Source organism: Enterobacter sp. KB-280D8, from assembly GCF_041399405.1.
In the GTDB taxonomy this organism is placed as follows: Bacteria; Pseudomonadota; Gammaproteobacteria; order Enterobacterales; family Enterobacteriaceae; genus Enterobacter; species Enterobacter cloacae_N.
In genome coordinates this window covers 318,490-335,441 of record NZ_JBGKEC010000001.1, presented here as the reverse complement: position 1 = coordinate 335,441, position 16,952 = coordinate 318,490, and the positions used below count along the sequence as shown (strand labels likewise).

The 16,952-nt window shown below is 52.5% G+C and carries 14 protein-coding genes and 1 pseudogene; 7 read left to right on the top strand and 8 right to left on the bottom strand.

Going from position 1 to position 16,952, the window contains the following annotated elements; genetic code table 11:
• Nucleotides 1-84 precede the first annotated feature (84 nt).
• Entirely contained in the window at nt 85-993 is a 909-nt protein-coding gene (gene feaR, locus AB8818_RS01690) for a transcriptional regulator FeaR (RefSeq protein WP_192981727.1), read from the top strand.
• Here feaR and AB8818_RS01685 read toward each other — a convergent pair whose 3' ends face one another.
• The 5 genes from AB8818_RS01685 to AB8818_RS01665 all read right to left on the bottom strand — a co-directional run bounded on the left by AB8818_RS01685 (nt 994) and on the right by AB8818_RS01665 (nt 5,421).
• Complete coding sequence (locus AB8818_RS01685) at nt 994-1,311, bottom strand: YdbL family protein (protein WP_116340169.1); 318 nt, start codon at nt 1,309-1,311, stop codon at nt 994-996.
• A 7-nt stretch (nt 1,312-1,318) separates the two neighbouring features.
• Entirely contained in the window at nt 1,319-1,504 is a 186-nt protein-coding gene (locus AB8818_RS01680) for a YnbE family lipoprotein (protein WP_080327221.1), read from the bottom strand.
• Nucleotides 1,501-4,140, bottom strand: coding sequence for a YdbH family protein (locus AB8818_RS01675; RefSeq protein WP_192981368.1), 2,640 nt, complete (start codon nt 4,138-4,140; stop codon nt 1,501-1,503). Before AB8818_RS01675 ends, AB8818_RS01680 begins: the two co-directional genes overlap by 4 nt.
• Before the next feature lie 199 nt (nt 4,141-4,339).
• Nucleotides 4,340-4,663, bottom strand: coding sequence for a hypothetical protein (locus AB8818_RS01670; RefSeq protein WP_192981371.1), 324 nt, complete (start codon nt 4,661-4,663; stop codon nt 4,340-4,342).
• A gap of 2 nt (nt 4,664-4,665) precedes the next feature.
• Nucleotides 4,666-5,421: a DUF4225 domain-containing protein gene (locus tag AB8818_RS01665; protein ID WP_163329165.1), complete on the bottom strand. Its 756-nt coding sequence runs from the start codon at nt 5,419-5,421 to the stop codon at nt 4,666-4,668.
• Between the two features lie 361 nt (nt 5,422-5,782).
• On the opposite strand from AB8818_RS01665, the gene AB8818_RS01660 reads away from it, so the two are divergent.
• On the top strand, nt 5,783-6,772 hold the full coding sequence (locus tag AB8818_RS01660; RefSeq protein WP_116340177.1) for a 2-hydroxyacid dehydrogenase: 990 nt from the start codon (nt 5,783-5,785) through the stop codon (nt 6,770-6,772).
• A gap of 17 nt (nt 6,773-6,789) precedes the next feature.
• On the opposite strand, the gene AB8818_RS01655 is transcribed toward AB8818_RS01660, so the two are convergent.
• On the bottom strand, nt 6,790-7,998 hold the full coding sequence (locus tag AB8818_RS01655; RefSeq protein WP_192981374.1) for an MFS transporter: 1,209 nt from the start codon (nt 7,996-7,998) through the stop codon (nt 6,790-6,792).
• Nucleotides 7,999-8,451: 453 nt separating this feature from the next.
• Here AB8818_RS01655 and AB8818_RS01650 point away from each other — a divergent pair, with 453 nt between their 5' ends.
• Nucleotides 8,452-9,123 (top strand): MgtC family protein, encoded by a 672-nt coding sequence (locus AB8818_RS01650; protein ID WP_116340180.1) that lies wholly within the window; start codon nt 8,452-8,454, stop codon nt 9,121-9,123.
• Between the two features lie 181 nt (nt 9,124-9,304).
• On the opposite strand, the gene AB8818_RS01645 is transcribed toward AB8818_RS01650, so the two are convergent.
• Nucleotides 9,305-9,796 carry a hypothetical protein gene (locus tag AB8818_RS01645; protein ID WP_192981377.1) on the bottom strand — a complete coding sequence of 164 codons (492 nt, stop codon included), beginning with the start codon at nt 9,794-9,796 and terminating at the stop codon, nt 9,305-9,307.
• Nucleotides 9,780-10,589: a winged helix-turn-helix domain-containing protein gene (locus tag AB8818_RS01640; protein WP_192981380.1), complete on the bottom strand. Its 810-nt coding sequence runs from the start codon at nt 10,587-10,589 to the stop codon at nt 9,780-9,782. Before AB8818_RS01640 ends, AB8818_RS01645 begins: the two co-directional genes overlap by 17 nt.
• 341 nt (nt 10,590-10,930) lie before the next feature.
• Here AB8818_RS01640 and AB8818_RS01635 point away from each other — a divergent pair, with 341 nt between their 5' ends.
• The 4 genes and pseudogenes from AB8818_RS01635 to AB8818_RS01620 all read left to right on the top strand — a co-directional run bounded on the left by AB8818_RS01635 (nt 10,931) and on the right by AB8818_RS01620 (nt 16,920).
• Nucleotides 10,931-11,728, top strand: a complete 798-nt coding sequence (locus tag AB8818_RS01635; RefSeq protein WP_192981383.1) for an EAL domain-containing protein — start codon at nt 10,931-10,933, stop codon at nt 11,726-11,728.
• 123 nt (nt 11,729-11,851) lie between these two features.
• Nucleotides 11,852-13,021 (top strand): autotransporter strand-loop-strand O-heptosyltransferase, encoded by a 1,170-nt coding sequence (locus AB8818_RS01630; protein WP_192981386.1) that lies wholly within the window; start codon nt 11,852-11,854, stop codon nt 13,019-13,021.
• Between the two features lie 11 nt (nt 13,022-13,032).
• Nucleotides 13,033-14,088, top strand: a pseudogene (locus tag AB8818_RS01625) (ESPR-type extended signal peptide-containing protein); the annotation flags it as partial.
• A 3-nt stretch (nt 14,089-14,091) separates the two neighbouring features.
• Complete coding sequence (locus AB8818_RS01620) at nt 14,092-16,920, top strand: autotransporter outer membrane beta-barrel domain-containing protein (RefSeq protein ID WP_316387208.1); 2,829 nt, start codon at nt 14,092-14,094, stop codon at nt 16,918-16,920.
• The last annotated feature ends 32 nt before the right edge of the window (nt 16,921-16,952 follow it).

Below are 16,952 nucleotides of genomic sequence, written 5' to 3'. Positions count from 1 at the left end.
TTCCTATAGTCAGCCTCATAGCTCTGACAAAATGCAACACAAATGCAACAATGCGAAAACGTTGACGGTGCGGCGAGAGAAACGATGGCGTGTGCAAGTGAGCAGGAACAGTATCAGCAGTGGCTGGCGCAAATTAACCAGGTTTGCGGCCGTTTTAACGCGCAGCCCACCGAAGGCAAATTCTTCGGTGAGCTGGAGACCAGCTACGCGCGCAGCCTGAAGCTCAGTACCGTTACCGCAGGCGGCGTTAACCTGTTCCGCTCCCGCCAGGAGATTACACAGAGTAACGATGCCTGGTTCTATACCGTGTTCCAGCTTGAGGGTAGCGCGCAAATTGAGCAGGATGAGCGTCGCGCGGTGCTCAGAACCGGCGATATTACGCTGATTGACGCCGCTCGCCCCTGCTCGATCAACTGGCAGGAAAAGTCCCGCCAGATTTCGCTGCTGGTTCCCCGTCAGATTATTGAGCAGCAGTGTCGCTTTCAGGAGATAAGCTGCGCAACCGCCCTTTCCCGCTCGTTGCCCACGGTACAGCTGAGCCATCGCCTGCTGATGGAAAGCATGAGCAACCCCGACCTGAGTGACCGGGAGAGTGAAGCGGCGCTCGAGGCGATGATCTGCCTGCTGCGCCCCGCTTTCCAGCAGCGCGAAATCATTCAGCCGCGCAAGGAGCGCCAGTTCCAGCACGTGGTGGCGCTGATTGACGACCATATTCAGTCTGAATCGCTGCGCCCGGAATGGATTGCCGCCGAGAGCGGAATGTCCGTGCGCAGCCTGTACCGCATGTTTGCCGAGAAGGGGCTGGTGGTGGCGCAGTACATTAAAAACCGTCGTCTGGATCTCTGCGCGCAGGCGTTGCAGTCAACCGGCGATGACGAAAAGCTGGCGGGCATTGGCTTCAGCTGGGGATTCACCGACCATAGCCACTTTTCAACGGCGTTTAAGCAGCGTTTTGGCGTCTCGCCGGGGGAATACCGCAAGCGCTACCGCTAGCTATTTTTTCAGCCACTTACCGTTAATACCCTTCACGTACTCGCCCGGCTGCGCGCGGGCTACCAGCTTTTGCCCCGCCATTTTCGCCACTTCATCAACCGGTAAATTGTTGCTGTCGGCGAGCTTCTGATAGCTCTCCGTGCGCGCCGCGTTAATGCGATTTACCAGTTCCAGCGTTTCGGCATCCTGCTGGATCGGAGCAAGATAACCGCTCAGGGTTTCCCCCACGCGCCCCTGCGCGCGGGCATCGTTTAAGGTCAGCGCAGCCGCCTGCACGTTCATCCCCAGTGCCAGTAAAATCAGAGCTACTCGTTTCATGGCGTCCTCAGAACAGATCGCTGCGCGATTTCAGCAGGGTTTCAACGTCTTTATCAACCTTAATATGGATCTCGTGTTCGATTTTGACATTCATGTTGATGGTAATCGGCTCCTTTGGCGCAGCGACTTCAATGCGCGGCGTACAGCCGGTCAGTAGCGCGGCAACGGTGAGCGCACCAGCCATCTTTTTCATTGTTGTTCCTCACTTTCCTTGCCGGTCGAACTGCGGGGAGCAGGTATCACCGCATGTTGCTCAAACCAGGTTTGCAGGTTGTCACCAAAACGCAGGCTGCGCCAGAGGGTAAAGACATTCTCGTCGTGGGTATAGTTCAGATTGACGGAGCTGCTTTTGCCGTCCACCCGGCTGGTCCCTTTGATGGTCGCCTGCATGGTTAATTCACCCAGGTTATCTAAATTGATTCTCGTCCACGACCGCGAGATCTCCATATAGCGGAGCCAGTTAATCGCCGCGCCCGCGACCATATTATCTTTCACGATGGCGTCTGCCGTATCTTTGTCGATGCGCAGCGTCATTGGCCCAGGGTTGGTCAGCCAGCCATCTTTAATAATCCATTTTTCATTGTCCAGCCAGAACGGCAGCGCCCCGCTCACCTGACCCGACAGGGTAAACTGCTTCGGGTTGACAGCGCTAATGAGCTCGCTTGAGGAGATATTGTCCACGCGCAGCAGGGCCGGATCGTGCTGCGGCATCCGCAGCTGCTGCATGGTGATTTTCCCGCCGAGCATTTCCACCTTGACGTTGGTGAGCAGCAGCGGGTTGTCCTCCGTCCAGGGATAATCCCCCTGTAGATCGGCGGTTATGTTGCGCGCGGTCACCAGGTTTTCCACTTCGCCAATGCGCAACGTGACCGGGCCGCGGGTACCCAGGGACCAGGTTCCCTCGCTGAAGCGGAACGGCAGCACAAAATCGACGCCGTTGATCTGGTTATCCGGCATCCAGGCGCTACCGGATTTCAGCACGCCGTGCCCGCCCGCCTCAAAGCCCTGATCGGGGGCCGCAGAGAAGGCAACCTGCGCATAAAGTTCCCCGTCACGCAGCGTCATTTTCCAGTCCGGCGGGACCAGCGGCTGGAAGACGGTGAGCGACTGTTTCGGCCACCAGGCCTGTCCGCGAAGGCGCTCCCCATCCCAACGACCGTTCACCTGCACCGGGCCGATGGCGTCCGCATGCAGGTTACCCTTAAACTGAAAAATGGTCGGGTCGGTGCCGTCGACGCTGAAGGTCAGGACCGACGGCGGCAAAACGCTGCCGCCGGAGAAACGGGTTTGCCCGGCATTGAGCGACAGCGCGCCACTGAAGGTAGGCTTTTCGGGATCGCGGACCCAGCGCACCGGTTGCTCCAGCGCCAGGCGCGGCTTGCTGACGTCCATCGTGCCGTACTGGAGCTTGTCAAAACCGGTGGAAAGCACCGTCAGCTCAATGAGGTTGTCGCGCCACTCGCCTTTCCCAGCGACATCCCAGCGGGCATTCATTGGCGTAAAATGCCCTTTGCCCCAGTAGCGCCACTGCCACAGGCCGTTGTCAGGGAGAAAATCGTTGGCCTGGCCGTCCAGGTGGAGTTCAAAATCACCCATCTCGTTTTCATGGGCGCGCAAAATAGCCTGCAGACGACCGTCGACACCCTTCTGCGTGAGCTTCACGCCCGCCAGCGGCCAGCGGATTTCATCGATATCTAGCGAGTCAATGATGCGCCCGCGCGAGCGAAGCAGCGCGCCCGGCGCAAAGGCCAGCTGCGGTTCATACAGGCTGCCGGTCAGTTTTGCCGGCAATCTGGCGTAAAGAATGAGATCGTTTTGCTTCGCCTCGCCGCTGAGATGCAGTGGCATGTCGCTGTTTACCATGCTGAGCCTGCCGGGCCCAATATTCAGTACCGCGTTGCCTTTCCCCGCATCGCCGTGGGTAAGCACATTCAGACGTCCGGTCAGGGTGGCTTTCTCCAGCCCCTGCTGCCAGTTGTCGGCGCGAAGGGAAACCCGGCCGCTCGCTGGCATACCGGAGAGATCCCAGTTCCAACGCCCGTCGCTGATGTTCAGCTGTTCCGCGGTGATCTGCCACGGCAGATCGAGCAGCGGCTCGGGGTTGTCTCGCGCCATGACCACCAGCTGCCCCTGATTGTCTTCCCAGTCCAGATCGGCATCGACCAGAGACGTTAGCTGAGGCACGTTAAAGGTCGCCACCGCGTGGCCTTTCACCGGCACGCCATCCGGTACCAGCGGCAAGGTAAACTCGCCCACCAGCTTAATCGGCTGCGGCTGGTCCGGGAGCTGAACATTAAACTGGCTGACCGATAGCGTCTGGCCGCGAAGCGTGCCTTTAATGCTGACCTGCTCGCCTTTATAGGCGATCTCCTGAATGGACGGAGTCAGCGACGCATGCAGCTCGCCCTGCCACTGTTGCCAGGGCGAGAGCGTCAGACGGTGAATGGTGAGCCAGGTATTCGGTAACACCGCCTGCCACTGGGCCAGCGTTTTTGGTGCTACCGTGGACGGGGCTGACTGAGGAATCTTGCTCAGACAGACGGCGTTAAGGTCCAGCGAGCCGACATCCAGTTTCCAGCGGCTCGGATGTGACAGCGTCACGTTATCGATACGGGCAATTTCGCAGTCTTCAACCAGATAGCGAAGATCGGGGATCACCAGCGCATGGCGGGTAAGTTTTGGACTCTCTTCAAAAGCGATGCGCGTTCCGACGGGAAGCCAGATCCCGGCGAGCGTCGGCACCCACTGGGCGAGCGTCATCAGCAGCGTCAGCGGCACCAAAATTAACAGCAGTAAAACCGCAATGGCGGCTTTGTATTTACCCTTCATGGGCAGTTAATATCCTGATTTTTCGAAAGAATTAAGCCGACAATACCGAATATTGTCGCATGTTTAGCGGGTCAGTTGAAGCCAAAGCCAGATTTAAGGATAGATGTTGTAGGGTTAAGTGGTAAATTTTTGCAAGGCATAACCCATTGAACAGATTTATTATTCAATGGGTTATGCCTGGTATAGCGTTGATTACAAATTAGAATCTGTTCCGCGGCATCGCCAGCAGGTAAAGCATGGAGAAAACCAATGACCCCCAATACACTGAATCGTACCGCCAAGGATCAAAGTCAATGTGTAAAAAGCCGCTAACAAATTCATAGCCGTTGGCAAAAACGTTAATCTGTATTGCTGCGATCGCTATCACAAACAGGGTATAAGCAATAAAAAGGGGATATTTTCGAAGCCTGTTTACCTTGAGTTTTCCCATGTACAGAAAAAAGAAAATGGCAATTGATACAATGAAATAGCACAAAGCAGGAAGTATGGGTGGGGTTAATGACAACTCAAACTGTTCCGACATAATCAATTCTCTTTTGCTATCTGGTACATCTGCCAACCGGTGACGCTTCCACTGGTCAAATCCAAAGCCATCGCGGTTTTAGAGGCCTCTTGCCATCCTCTGATATAATCAGATTCTATGTTGCGAAATAAACTCCATGATTTTTCCCTTGGAGCGAGGACTCGCCTGCCCGCACCATAGGCTGATAATGAGATATCTACCACACCATAGACAATATCAGCTTCATTATTTCCATAGCCAAGTTTCGCTGCTGCATATCGGTATGCATCTCTTAGCGTTCCTGACCGATCTTCGCGATAGAGAAGATAGTACCCATTCTCATACATATTATTTAACCCATGCGTAATCATAGGTGCTCCATATGCTGCACATGCCAAACCAAGAGAACCGACGCATAAACTAGCACCACCATAAACTTGTGCACCGCCAGCAACGAAACCAATCTGTTTAAGAGCTAATGTCGTCGTGGTTGTGCGATTTTTTTCAACGACAATGAACATTTTGGCTCTGTTAAAGGTAAGCAAATCATCCTGTTCCTTCAGATGATCTATGTGTTCATCAAGTATTTCAATCCCACCTGACCAGGTCAGGCAATGCGATTCGATCTCCTTCCTTAGACGATCAACAAGTTGTTGAGTCTCGAAAAATATGCCAGAAGTACCATAAAGCAAATGCTTTGTGCCAATTCGTTGTGCAAGATTTTCTATCTCTACCGCTTTCACTTCGAAATGACTTTTATCCCGATTATGGTTGTACATTCGGTCTCCCTGTCATTTTTAAACATTCCTCATAATACTACCTTCAATATCAAGACATTCAAGGGCGCCGGGCATATCAAATCTGAACGTATTGCGTGCTAGATGTTGTTAAATCTCTTATATAAACATACATGCGTGCCGTGACGGTCACTTCGTTCTTTTCAACCCTACGCCAGGACTTGCAGGCGTGCCTCGGATAAAATTCCTGCTTATGAATTTGATGGAACTGAATATCATGGAGTTAGAATGCTTAGATGCTCTAGAATAATTGATAGAACTTATTGAATTCAATAATATTTTATAAATTGTAAGATAATTTTAATCATGCTAACGTGAATGCAAAATCACTGGAGAAAGTCTTATGAAACTCGCGGTATATAGCACAAAGCAGTACGACAAAAAGTATCTGCAACATGTTAACGAGGCTTACGGGTTTGAGCTTGAATTTTTCGACTTTCTGCTGTCCGAAAAAACCGCCAAAACGGCGCACGGCTGTGAAGGCGTCTGCATTTTTGTTAACGACGACGGCAGTCGTCCGGTGCTGGAAGAGTTGAAAAAACAGGGGGTGAAGTACATCGCCCTGCGCTGCGCGGGCTTTAATAACGTGGACCTCGACGCGGCGAAAGAGCTGGGTCTGAGAGTGGTGCGCGTTCCTGCATACTCCCCGGAAGCCGTCGCGGAACATGCGATTGGCATGATGATGTCGCTCAACCGTCGTATTCATCGCGCTTATCAGCGCACCCGTGACGCCAACTTCTCTCTGGAAGGGCTGACCGGCTTTACCATGTACGGCAAAACCGCGGGCGTGATCGGCACCGGAAAAATCGGCGTCGCCGCTCTACGCATTCTGAAAGGCTTCGGCATGCGTCTGCTGGCATTCGATCCGTACCCAAGCGCCGCGGCGCTGGAGCTGGGCGTAGAGTACGTTGACCTGGCGACCCTGTTCTCGCAGTCAGACGTGATCTCCCTGCACTGCCCGCTGACGCCGGAAAACTACCACCTGCTTAACCAGGCGGCGTTTGACCAGATGAAAGACGGCGTGATGATCATCAACACCAGCCGCGGCGGTCTGGTTGACTCTCAGGCCGCTATCGAAGCGTTGAAAACCCAGAAAATTGGCGCGCTGGGGATGGACGTCTATGAGAACGAGCGCGATCTGTTCTTTGAAGATAAGTCCAACGATGTGATCCAGGACGACGTGTTCCGCCGCCTGTCTGCCTGTCATAACGTGCTGTTTACCGGCCACCAGGCATTTCTGACTGCCGAAGCGCTGATCAGCATTTCAGAAACCACGCTGGGCAACCTGCAGCAGCTGGAAAAGGGCGAAACCTGCCCTAATGAACTGGTTTAACGTGACCCCGGGTGGCGCTATGCCCCACCCGGCATGCTGTCTGTTTCCCAGGTCCGGTGTGCGAAGCGCCACCAGAGCAGGACGGCCACCAGCGCAATCGCGCTCAGCACGCTGAACGCCGTCGCAAAGGAGTAGTGACCGGCAATCGTGCCGGTTAACGCCGGGCTCATGGATGCGCCAACGCCCTGCATCAGCATCACCACGCTCTGTCCGGCATTGACGTGCCCGCTCCCGCGCAACAGCACCACGATAAACGACGGCACCACCACCCCCAGGATCCCTGCCGCCAGCCCGTCGAGAATTTGTACCGGGATCATCATTAACGGCGCGTCCGTACTTGCTGCCAGCGCCGCGCGCACCGGCATAACCAGCAGCGCCAGCATAATCAGGCGCCAATAGCCGTAGCGTTCTATTCGGTGGGCGACCCAGATGGCGACGGGGATCATCACCGCCTGAGAGATGATGACGGTGCCCGCCGCGTACAGGCCGGGGTTGATCGAGGCGGGTGCCGCAGCCACCCTCATGCTCAGCATCGGCAGCAGCGCGGCGTTCGCCAGGTGGAACAGCAGCAGCGTCAGCCCGGTCACAAACAGCGCCCGGTTTTTAATCAGCACCGCGAAGCCGGGGACAGGCACGCTTCCTGAGGATGAAAGCCCCCGCGCCGCGTCGTTATCAATGTCCTCGTTGCGGATGGCAAGTAGCGCGCAGAGCGTTAACAGCGTGGTACAGGTCATCAGCAGGAAAATCCCGCCGACGCCCCAGTACCAGGCAATGCCGCCGGCAATCAGCGCGGTAACAAAGTTGCCGCCGTGATTGAACGCCTCATTTTTGCCCATCTGTGCGCTGAACCCGCTTTGGCCGGTCAGCCCCAGCGTAATCCCGGCGACGAGCGGCCCGACAAACGCCGCGCAGATGCCGGTGACCATTTGTGAGACGGCGACAACGCTGGTCTGCTGGCTAAACCAGAGCAGCAGCGTGCTCAGGGTGATCAACATGCAGAGCAGCGCCAGCAAGGCACGTTTGTTCCGGGAGGTGTCGGTGATAACCCCCGCCGGCAACGTGGCCAGTAATCCCGCCAGCCCACCTGCCGTCATCAGAAAGCCGATATCATCGGGGGTCCAGTGACGCTCAGTGAGGAAAATACCGAGAAAAGGGCCTAGGCCATCGCGGACGTCGGCAATGAAAAAACTTGTGAGGCATAACGCCCGCAGCGAACGAAGGGACATACTTCCTGCCTTTGCATATTGTCGCCTGAAAAGAACAAAACGTAGTATACCGGGTATTTTGAAAACCAGAGGAACGCTGAAAAATAATTTTCCCGATCTTAAACAAATCCTCACGGACCCTTCTTTTTCGCTTTACTCATTAATACGTCTGATTATACTGACGATAAATTCATACAGGAGCTCTTCGTTGGACAGCCATTTTATATACGATACGAAGGTAAGCTAACGCGATTTTCTCGCTGCTTACCTTAACGGTGGGCAGCAATCTCTTCCAGACGATTGCCTCCCGATACATTTACAAAGACTAAAATTGTGGGTAATCGCGATGGTCATGTTTAAACATTCCCTTTTCCCGCCGCCTTCGCCTGAATTGCTTTGCGTTTAAACGGCGTTATCGCGCGCTTTGTGAAGCGCTGACGCTTATTATTTAATACGTTAACAGGCGACAGGACGATGTTCCCTTATATCTCTCATCTGCTCGCAGCAATGCTGCTGGGCGCAATTATTGGCGCGGAAAGACAGTGGCGCCAGCGCATGGCCGGACTTCGTACCAATGCACTGGTTGCCACGGGTGCGGCCGTGTTTATTTTAAGTTCCATATCTACGTCTTCTGATAGCCCTGGGCGCATCGCAGCGCAGATCGTCTCCGGAATAGGCTTTCTTGGCGCAGGCGTCATTATGCGTGAAGGCATGAATATTCGCGGTTTGAATACCGCCGCAACGCTGTGGTGCTCGGCCGGAATTGGCGTACTGTGCGGCTTAGGTCAATTCTGGAATGCCGCCACGGCAAGCTTAATTATTCTCAGCGCCAACATATTGCTTCGTGAAGCCGCGCAGCGAATCAATCAGCTGCCCGCGCTCCACGAAGACGAAAAATGCTATGTCCTGACAATCACCTGCAATGATGAGCATGAAGATGCAGTGCGGAACAGCATCGTAAATATGGCCAAAGAGTTGACGTTAAGTCTGAAAGCGATTTATTCCGCTACGGCGCACGCCGAGGGAAAAACCGAAATTCGGGCTGAGGTGATGACCCGTGAGGAATACCGAAAATTACTCGATCTGATTATGGGGAATATGGGCGGAAATAAAATTATCGCGTCCGTCAGCTGTCATGCAGTATAAATACTAAACCGGGCATTACGCCCGGTTCTGATTTAGCATAATTTTACGCTACTCGCCCATTCCACGAGACAAAAAAGCCTCACAGATTTTTGCCTGTACTTTGTACAGAAGAATGGTTCCGGAAGTGTTAAGTATGAGTACCCGGCTGAGGAGGAATCTGCCGCAGCAAGCGTTCGGTTGTTTAACCTCCCCTGTTCACGCACAGGGCAAACGGCGACTGTAAGTTTCCTATCAACCAGCCATTATTTGAAGGCTCAACTCTCAGCTGGCGAACCATTCCATCCTGAACATAAAAGAAACTGCTTTTGAAGCTCTCCTCATCAGCTGTGTCGCGGTGAGTTTTAACGTAACGCGTATTCATTATGGAGATCTCGCCAGGCCTGTCCATTTCATAACTAAACAAAACCGTTCTTGAGATTATTTTTGCCCCTTTTTCAGAGTGTATATTGCCAGACAAGACAGCTTGTCCTTCATGGTTTTCATTTAAGCGAAAAACAAGGTCCAATGTCGCAACAAAATCAGGATCCTGATGGTTATAGCGTAAAATTGTTGAACAGTTAACTTTTAGAAAGCTTTGATTCTGCCGTTTGTGCACGTAGAACCAGGCAGATAGCGCCAAAACAACGAGCAGGAGTATAGTAATTAACCCTGTTTTTTTAGTGAGTGCGTTCATAACCACTCCAATAGTTATTCAGACAGGAAATGTATTCATCGTTTCTGGATGTACATCGACTTATGAACGCTCGACCTTTGTTTCCGTAAAGATATGACTCGGAAACCTGATATAAAAAAGAGGTTCCCTCCAGGCAATCAATTGTATGCTCCTTCGCTAACGCGATGAACAATTCCTTTTTTTGTTCAGAAAGCGATGCAGAGTTTCTTTGTACAGTGTATACAGGACACGTCCCATAGTTGAAGAGAAAATATGTCTTCAATTCTTTTACATGAGTCAAATCTTTTGATGGAATCCTAACCCCTAACGTAATCAAGGTCGCACTTATTAAAACGACCAACAATGCCAAAGCGACAGGTAGCTTACTATATATAATTCGCCTCGAAGACCGTTGTTTTACTTTCTGCGTACCATTTTTGTCATCTTCTGACCGAAACTCAGCCTCATTAGTGGGTTGGGTCAGAACCCTTACTTCAACATCACTATTAAACATGAAGCCAACGCGAGGCACAGTAGTAATACACTCCTCGACGATCCCAAACTGTACGAAGTTCTTTCTAAGCTCGGAGATATATTTGTTCAGCGTGTGACTAGAAGAACGGAGACCATGCGCATCCCAGACGCTATCCAGAAGTTCATTTCGGGTTAAAACCTGACCATGCTTTTCCAGAAGACATGCAAGAAGTCTGTTCATTGTCAGGGTCAGAATGACAGTAGAGCCCTCGTCTCCGGATGGCCATATGGCACCGTCTTCAGAGCGATAAAAAACTCTATTATCAATCACGAAAACCATCTTTGACTCCTTATCCATGATGGTAATTGAATGGATCCTCTTGCTTTTCCAACCTGCGAAAACCCATTAACTTCTTTCTCGCATCTTAGCACAGCCAGACGCAACAGCTCCTCTGGTAGACTTATCACTTGTAAATACAAAGAAAACAAGAATATTAATTTGTATTTTAATCAATCGCCAATACATGTATCTGCATAGCATTTTGACTTGATAGGATTGTTCGCAGAAGTGAATGAGCAGGTTCTTATTTTCAGGAGCATTCATCCGACCTACCGCCATTCACAGTCCCGGGAACGAAGAGACACCTCGGGAAGCGAATCCAGTAGATAAGGAGCGACAGAATGATAAGCACCAAAATGCTCATGAAGGCAGAACGTTTCTTCATTAAAGCTCGTACATTGATTAGAGAAGCAATCTTATCGGCGGAACTGACCGATGCTGTATTTGTTCCCTTCATCCAGCCAGTATGTAAAGGCGATGAGATCGTCGGCGGAGAGGTATTACTCAGAGTTCACAAAGATGGAATGTATCATTCTCCCGAGAAATACCTTTCTGCAATGGAATCATGTGAGGTGATTAATGATGTCACATGCGGCCTGATGTCTGATGTTAGAACCTTTTTTGAAGGCTATGAAGGAACTTTAGCTGATGACTTTTATCTCTCCTTCAACATCTGTGCGAGACAGCTGAACTCTCCACGCGTTATTGAAGCAGTGATGGACTTTAAGAAAGTATTCGACGGACGCATTGCTGTCACGCTGGAAATTGTCGAGCGCGGAACTATGGAACTGGACGACTTTGCACTCGAAGCTATGCAGCAACTTGCTGAGTCAGGAGTACGATTTGCGATCGATGATTTCGGCAGCGGAAGCTCATGCCTTAAATATATTGAGCATGCTGGTTTCTCAACAATCAAGATTGATAAATGCCTTACAATCGCGAGCAATGGAAAATTAATTTACTCCGCGGTAATTGATTCAATAGTCACTCTGTCAGAACGGTTGCAGATTCATGTCATTGCTGAAGGTATAGAAAATAAAGAGCAACTGTCGCTTTTGAAGGATAAAGGAGTGAGTATTTTTCAAGGTTATCTATTTTCAAAACCTGTAAGCATGCGTGAGTTTTGTACGCACATATAACACTTATCAAAAACATAAACACAGCAATTCACAACCTACCCTGGAAAAGCACTGCCTAAATAACAGCAGCGCACTCAATGTAATTATTACAGATTTAAAATTGCCACCGAGGTCAACTTATATATGTCAGCTAACTTCCCAAACCCTCCAGAGTTTCCGTCCTGCACAGGACCGGACGGAATTCGTTATGACTTTAACTATGGCGCGCGCGTATTGCTTCCGGAAGGAAAGTGGCATGTCATCTTAATGGACGACGACAGCGGCAATATTCTTTTCAGCTGTGATTCAGAAGGCGGTTGGGTAACCAGTAATAAAAAATATTACGTCCGCTTCCGCATTCAGGTATTCCACCAGGGATCAGTGAGCCCGGTCCTGGATGAAACGCTGGATATGAAGGACAAGCCTGTCGTCATCTTTTTCCCGACGGGTACGCTGGGCGACATGCTTGGCTGGTTCCATTATGCAGAGCGTTTTCGCCAACTGCACCGCTGTCAGCTTGAGTGCGTTATGGGGCAGGAAATCATTGAACTACTCAGCGCGCAATATCCCGAGATCGTGTTCTCCACTAAGGACAATCTGCAGACGGTAAATCCCTACGCATCCTGGTATGTCGGCCTTTTCTTTAAGGGTGATACCACTCATCAGCCCATCGATTTCAGAAAGGTCGGCTTCCACCGCAATGCTGGCTACATCCTGGGGGTCGATCCGCGGGAGTGCCCTCCCCGCCTGAAGCTGGATGCAGAGCGAAAAATAGCGGAGCCGTACGTCTGCATCGCCGCGCAGTCCACCAACCAGGCGAAGTACTGGAACAACGGCCATGGCTGGGCCGAGGTGGTTGCCCACCTTAAATCTCTGGGATACCGGGTGCTGTGCATTGACCGCCATGCGCATTACGGCCAGGGCTTCGTCTGGAACCACATTCCCCAGGGTGCCGAAGACTTCACGGGGGATATTCCACTTCAGGAGCGGGTGGACCTGTTAAGGCATGCGAGCTTCTTTATCGGACTTGGCAGCGGGCTGTCATGGCTTGCCTGGGCGTCCGGTATCCCTGTGGTGTTAATCAGCGGATTCAGTCTCCCCAACAGCGAATTTTACACCCCCTGGCGGGTGTTCAGCAGCCATGGCTGTAACGGCTGCTGGGATGACACGTCCGTTGATTTTGACCACGTGGATTATTTGTGGTGTCCGCATCACAAGAACACCCCCCGACAGTATGAGTGCACAAGTCTGATAACCGGTAAACAGGTCATCGGCATGGTGGACCGTCTGCATTCAGGATTAGTTGATAAGTAAGGGACGTAAATATGAACAAGATATATGCCACAGTCTGGTGCGAGTCGCGCCAGCAGTGGATTGTTACCTCTGAACTCGCGACCGGGTCCGGTCGCCCGAAGATGACACCGAAGAAAAGCGCTCTGGCGTTACTGCTGGGCGTCGTGCTGCTGCCTTCTGGGCCAGCCATGTCAATAGATTATGTCGGCGTGACAGTAGATGTGAATACTACGGGTCCACAGATTCTTTATTCAGGCGATACCGCCACCGACACGACAATCACTGCAGGTACTTATCAGCGTATCAGTAGTGGCGGCAAGGCCACCATAACTACCATCAACGGTGGCTCTCAGCGCATCAGTGGAGGATCGGCTACCTCAACTACCATCAACAGTAGTGCATATCAGGAAGTCACCAATGGTGGAACGGCCACCATTACTACCATCAACAGCGGCGCCTCCCAACGAGTCTCAAGCAGCGGCACAGCGACCTCCACTACCATCAACAGCAGTGGTGTTCAACACATCTCCAATGGTGGCCTGGCCAAATCCACAGACATCAGAAATGGTGGTGTTCAGCACATTTCCAATGGTGGCATGGCCAACTCCACAACCATCAGAAATAGTGGTGCTCAACACGTCTACAGTGGTGGATCGGCCACCTACACCACCATCAACGGCGGCTCCCAACAAGTCTCAAGCGGCGGCACAGTGTCCTCCACTATCCTCAACATCAGTGGTGTTCAACACGTTCTCCGTGGAGGCTCGGCTACAAGTACTACTATCAACAGCGGCGGTGCTCAGAACATCTCTAGTGGCGGTTCAGTCACCTCTACGACTATCACCGATGGAGGTAATCAGTACGTCTACAGTGGCGCTACGGCTACCTTCACAATTATCAGTGGTCCCTTCAGCAGCCAGCACCTCTCCGGCGGTACGGCAAACAATACTACTATCCACAGTGGTGGCAGGCAGGGCGTCTATGCTGGCAGCGAAGCCACCTCCACTACCATCAACAATGCCGCATTCCAGAACGTCTTCAGCGGTGGTTCAGCCGTATTTACTACTATCGGTGGCAGGCAACTTGTCTCCATGGGCGGTTCGGCAATCTTTACTACTATCGAAGGAGGATCTCAGCTCGTCTATAGTGGTGCCTCAGCCACTTCTACCACTATAAATAGTGGTTATCAGAACGTTTCCAGTGGCGGTTCAGCCACCGCCACTACTATCAACAATGGTGGATCTCAGACCGTCTTCGGGGAGGTCAACTCCACCAACATCAACAGCGGCGGGTATCAGCACGTATCCGGTGGTGGCTCAGCCTTCGGAACAATCATTAGTGGTGGTGCTCAGTATGTATCTAGTGGTGGCACGGCAACCACTACCACCATCAATGGTGGTTTTCAGGATGTATCTAGTGGTGGTACGGCCACCGCTACCACCATCACCAGCGGGGGCGAACAGCGCGTCTCCAGTGGCGGCATTGCTAGTGATACCGCCATATACAGTGATGGCGCACAGGTAGTCTTTGATGGTTTAGTCACCGAAACTAAAATTAACAGTGGCGGTTTACAGGGCATTTTTGGTGGTTCGGTCACTGCGACTACTATCAATCATGGCGGCTCTCAGCACATTTATGTCAGCGGTGCAGCCGATGTCACTACCATCAACAGCGGCGGCGAACAGCGTGTTTCCAGTGGAGGTTTGGCCAACTCCACAACCATCAACAATGGTGGCAGACAGCGCGTTTATGCTGGCGGCCAGGCTAACTTTACTAATATAAACAGTGGTGGTGAGCAGAGAGTCACAGGTACAGCTACTGAGACCATAATCAGGAATGATGGTATTCAGAACATCCACTCTGGCGGCATTGCCACCTCTACCACCATTAACAGTAATGGTAACCAGTACGTTTCTAGTGGTGGTACTGCCTTGAATACCAACATCAACAGCGGTGGTGCTCAACATGTTTCGAGTGGTGGTTCTGCTTCAAGTACCACTATCAGCAGTGGCGGTAAACAGCACGTGCTCAGTGGTGGTACGGCCACCTTAACCACCATCAACGGCGGTCAGTCCTGGCTGAAATACGGGGCAGTGGCCGACGGCGAAACCAAAGTGAGCTCCGGTGGCGAACTACTGATGGACGCCGGCGCTCTCGCAAAGGACGTAAACATCCAGGGAGGCACCCTGTCTGTCAGCGACCTTACTGATGCCACAGCCAGCCTGACTCCGGCTCAGGTTGATAAGCTCACCATGAACGGCGGTAACGTCAATTTCCTTCGCAACAGCGACGGTCAATTCGCGAAGCTGACAATTATGGAACTGAACGGTACCGGGAACTTCCTTCTGAACACCTCTCTCGCAGACCGTAAAGGCAATTTCGTGACTATCGAACAGGGTACAGGCCAGTTTGGTATTGCCGTGGCTGACTCTGGTAAGGAGATATCAGACCACACTGACCTGACGCTGAATCTGATTCATGAGAAGGGCGGTGATATTGACTTTGAAATGGTCACGGCATCCGGTCGAAGCACCCGATTCGTGGATGGCGGTACGTACATGTACACCCTGTACAGCCAGCAGGATAAGGACGGCCTCACCGGAGGTAACGTCTGGTATCTCGGTGCCATGGATGACGGCGGCGAGAACCCGGGTGGTGAGAACCCGGGTGGTGAGAACCCTGGCGGCGAAAACCCTGGCGGTGAGACCCCGGGTGGCGAGAACCCGGGTGGCGAAAACCCTGGCGGTGAGACCCCGGGTGGCGAGACCCCGGGTGGCGAAAACCCTGGCGGTGAGACCCCGGGTGGCGAAAACCCTGGCGGTGAGACCCCGGGCGGCGAGAACCCTGGCGGTGAGAACCCTGGCGGTGAGAACCCTGGCGGTGAGAACCCTGGCGGTGAGAACCCTGGCGGTGAGAACCCTGGCGGTGAGAACCCTGGCGGTGAGAACCCTGGAGGTGGTGACAACGGCAACGCTGGCGGTAACGGCAGCGGTGGCAAGAAGCCAATGACCACACCTGCAACCGATGCCATTCTGGCCATGTACAATGCGGGTCTGAACGTTATCCATTCTGAGCTGGATGGCCTGCGCACGTATCGCGCGAGCCTGGATAAAGCCGGACCGGAAAGCAACGTCTGGGGACACTACCTCGGCAGTAGAAACGACATTGATACAAGCAATGGCGCGGCCTATCAGCTGAGCCAGAACGGTATGGAGATCGGCGCTGACACCAGGACAGACTTTGCGGGCGGCAGCCTTGTTACCGGTGCGTTCATGTCCTTTAGCGATAACAAAGTGAAACATGCCCGCGGCGGCACAAGCAAAATCGACAGCTACGGCCTCGGCCTGTATGCCACCTGGTACGACGCAAGTGGATTCTACGCTGACGGCGTGGTGAAAGGTAACCGTCTCAACAACAAACTGAGAGCGGTTATGACCAACGGGGGCAGAACCGGCGGTGACTGGACGCAGTATGCACTCAGCACAGCCGTTGAAGGTGGTTATCAGTTCGATCTCAAAGACGACGTAAGCATCACGCCTTATGCCCGAATGGCATTTGTTCAGATGACCAGTGAGGATGTGAAACTCAGCAACGGCATGAAAGGTAACACGGGCACTCCACGCTCTGTCACGGGTGAAGCGGGTGCGAAGATTGCCGGGAAGTTCAATATTGGCTCGACTGAGTTCAAACCTTATCTGTCAGCTGCGGTGCTGCAGGAGTTTGCTAACTCCAATGAGGTCACGATCAATGAGCGCAATCACTTTGATAACAACGTCAAAGGCACATCAGGCAAGTACGGTCTGGGTGCTTCGGTCAACGTTGGCAAAGACGTAACCTTGTACGGTGAGGCTAATTATCGTCAGGGCAGCCAAATAGAAACACCTATTCAGGGTGTGGCAGGTATCCGTATCGGATTCTGATGTTACCGCAGGGGCCTTAAGGCCCCTTTTCA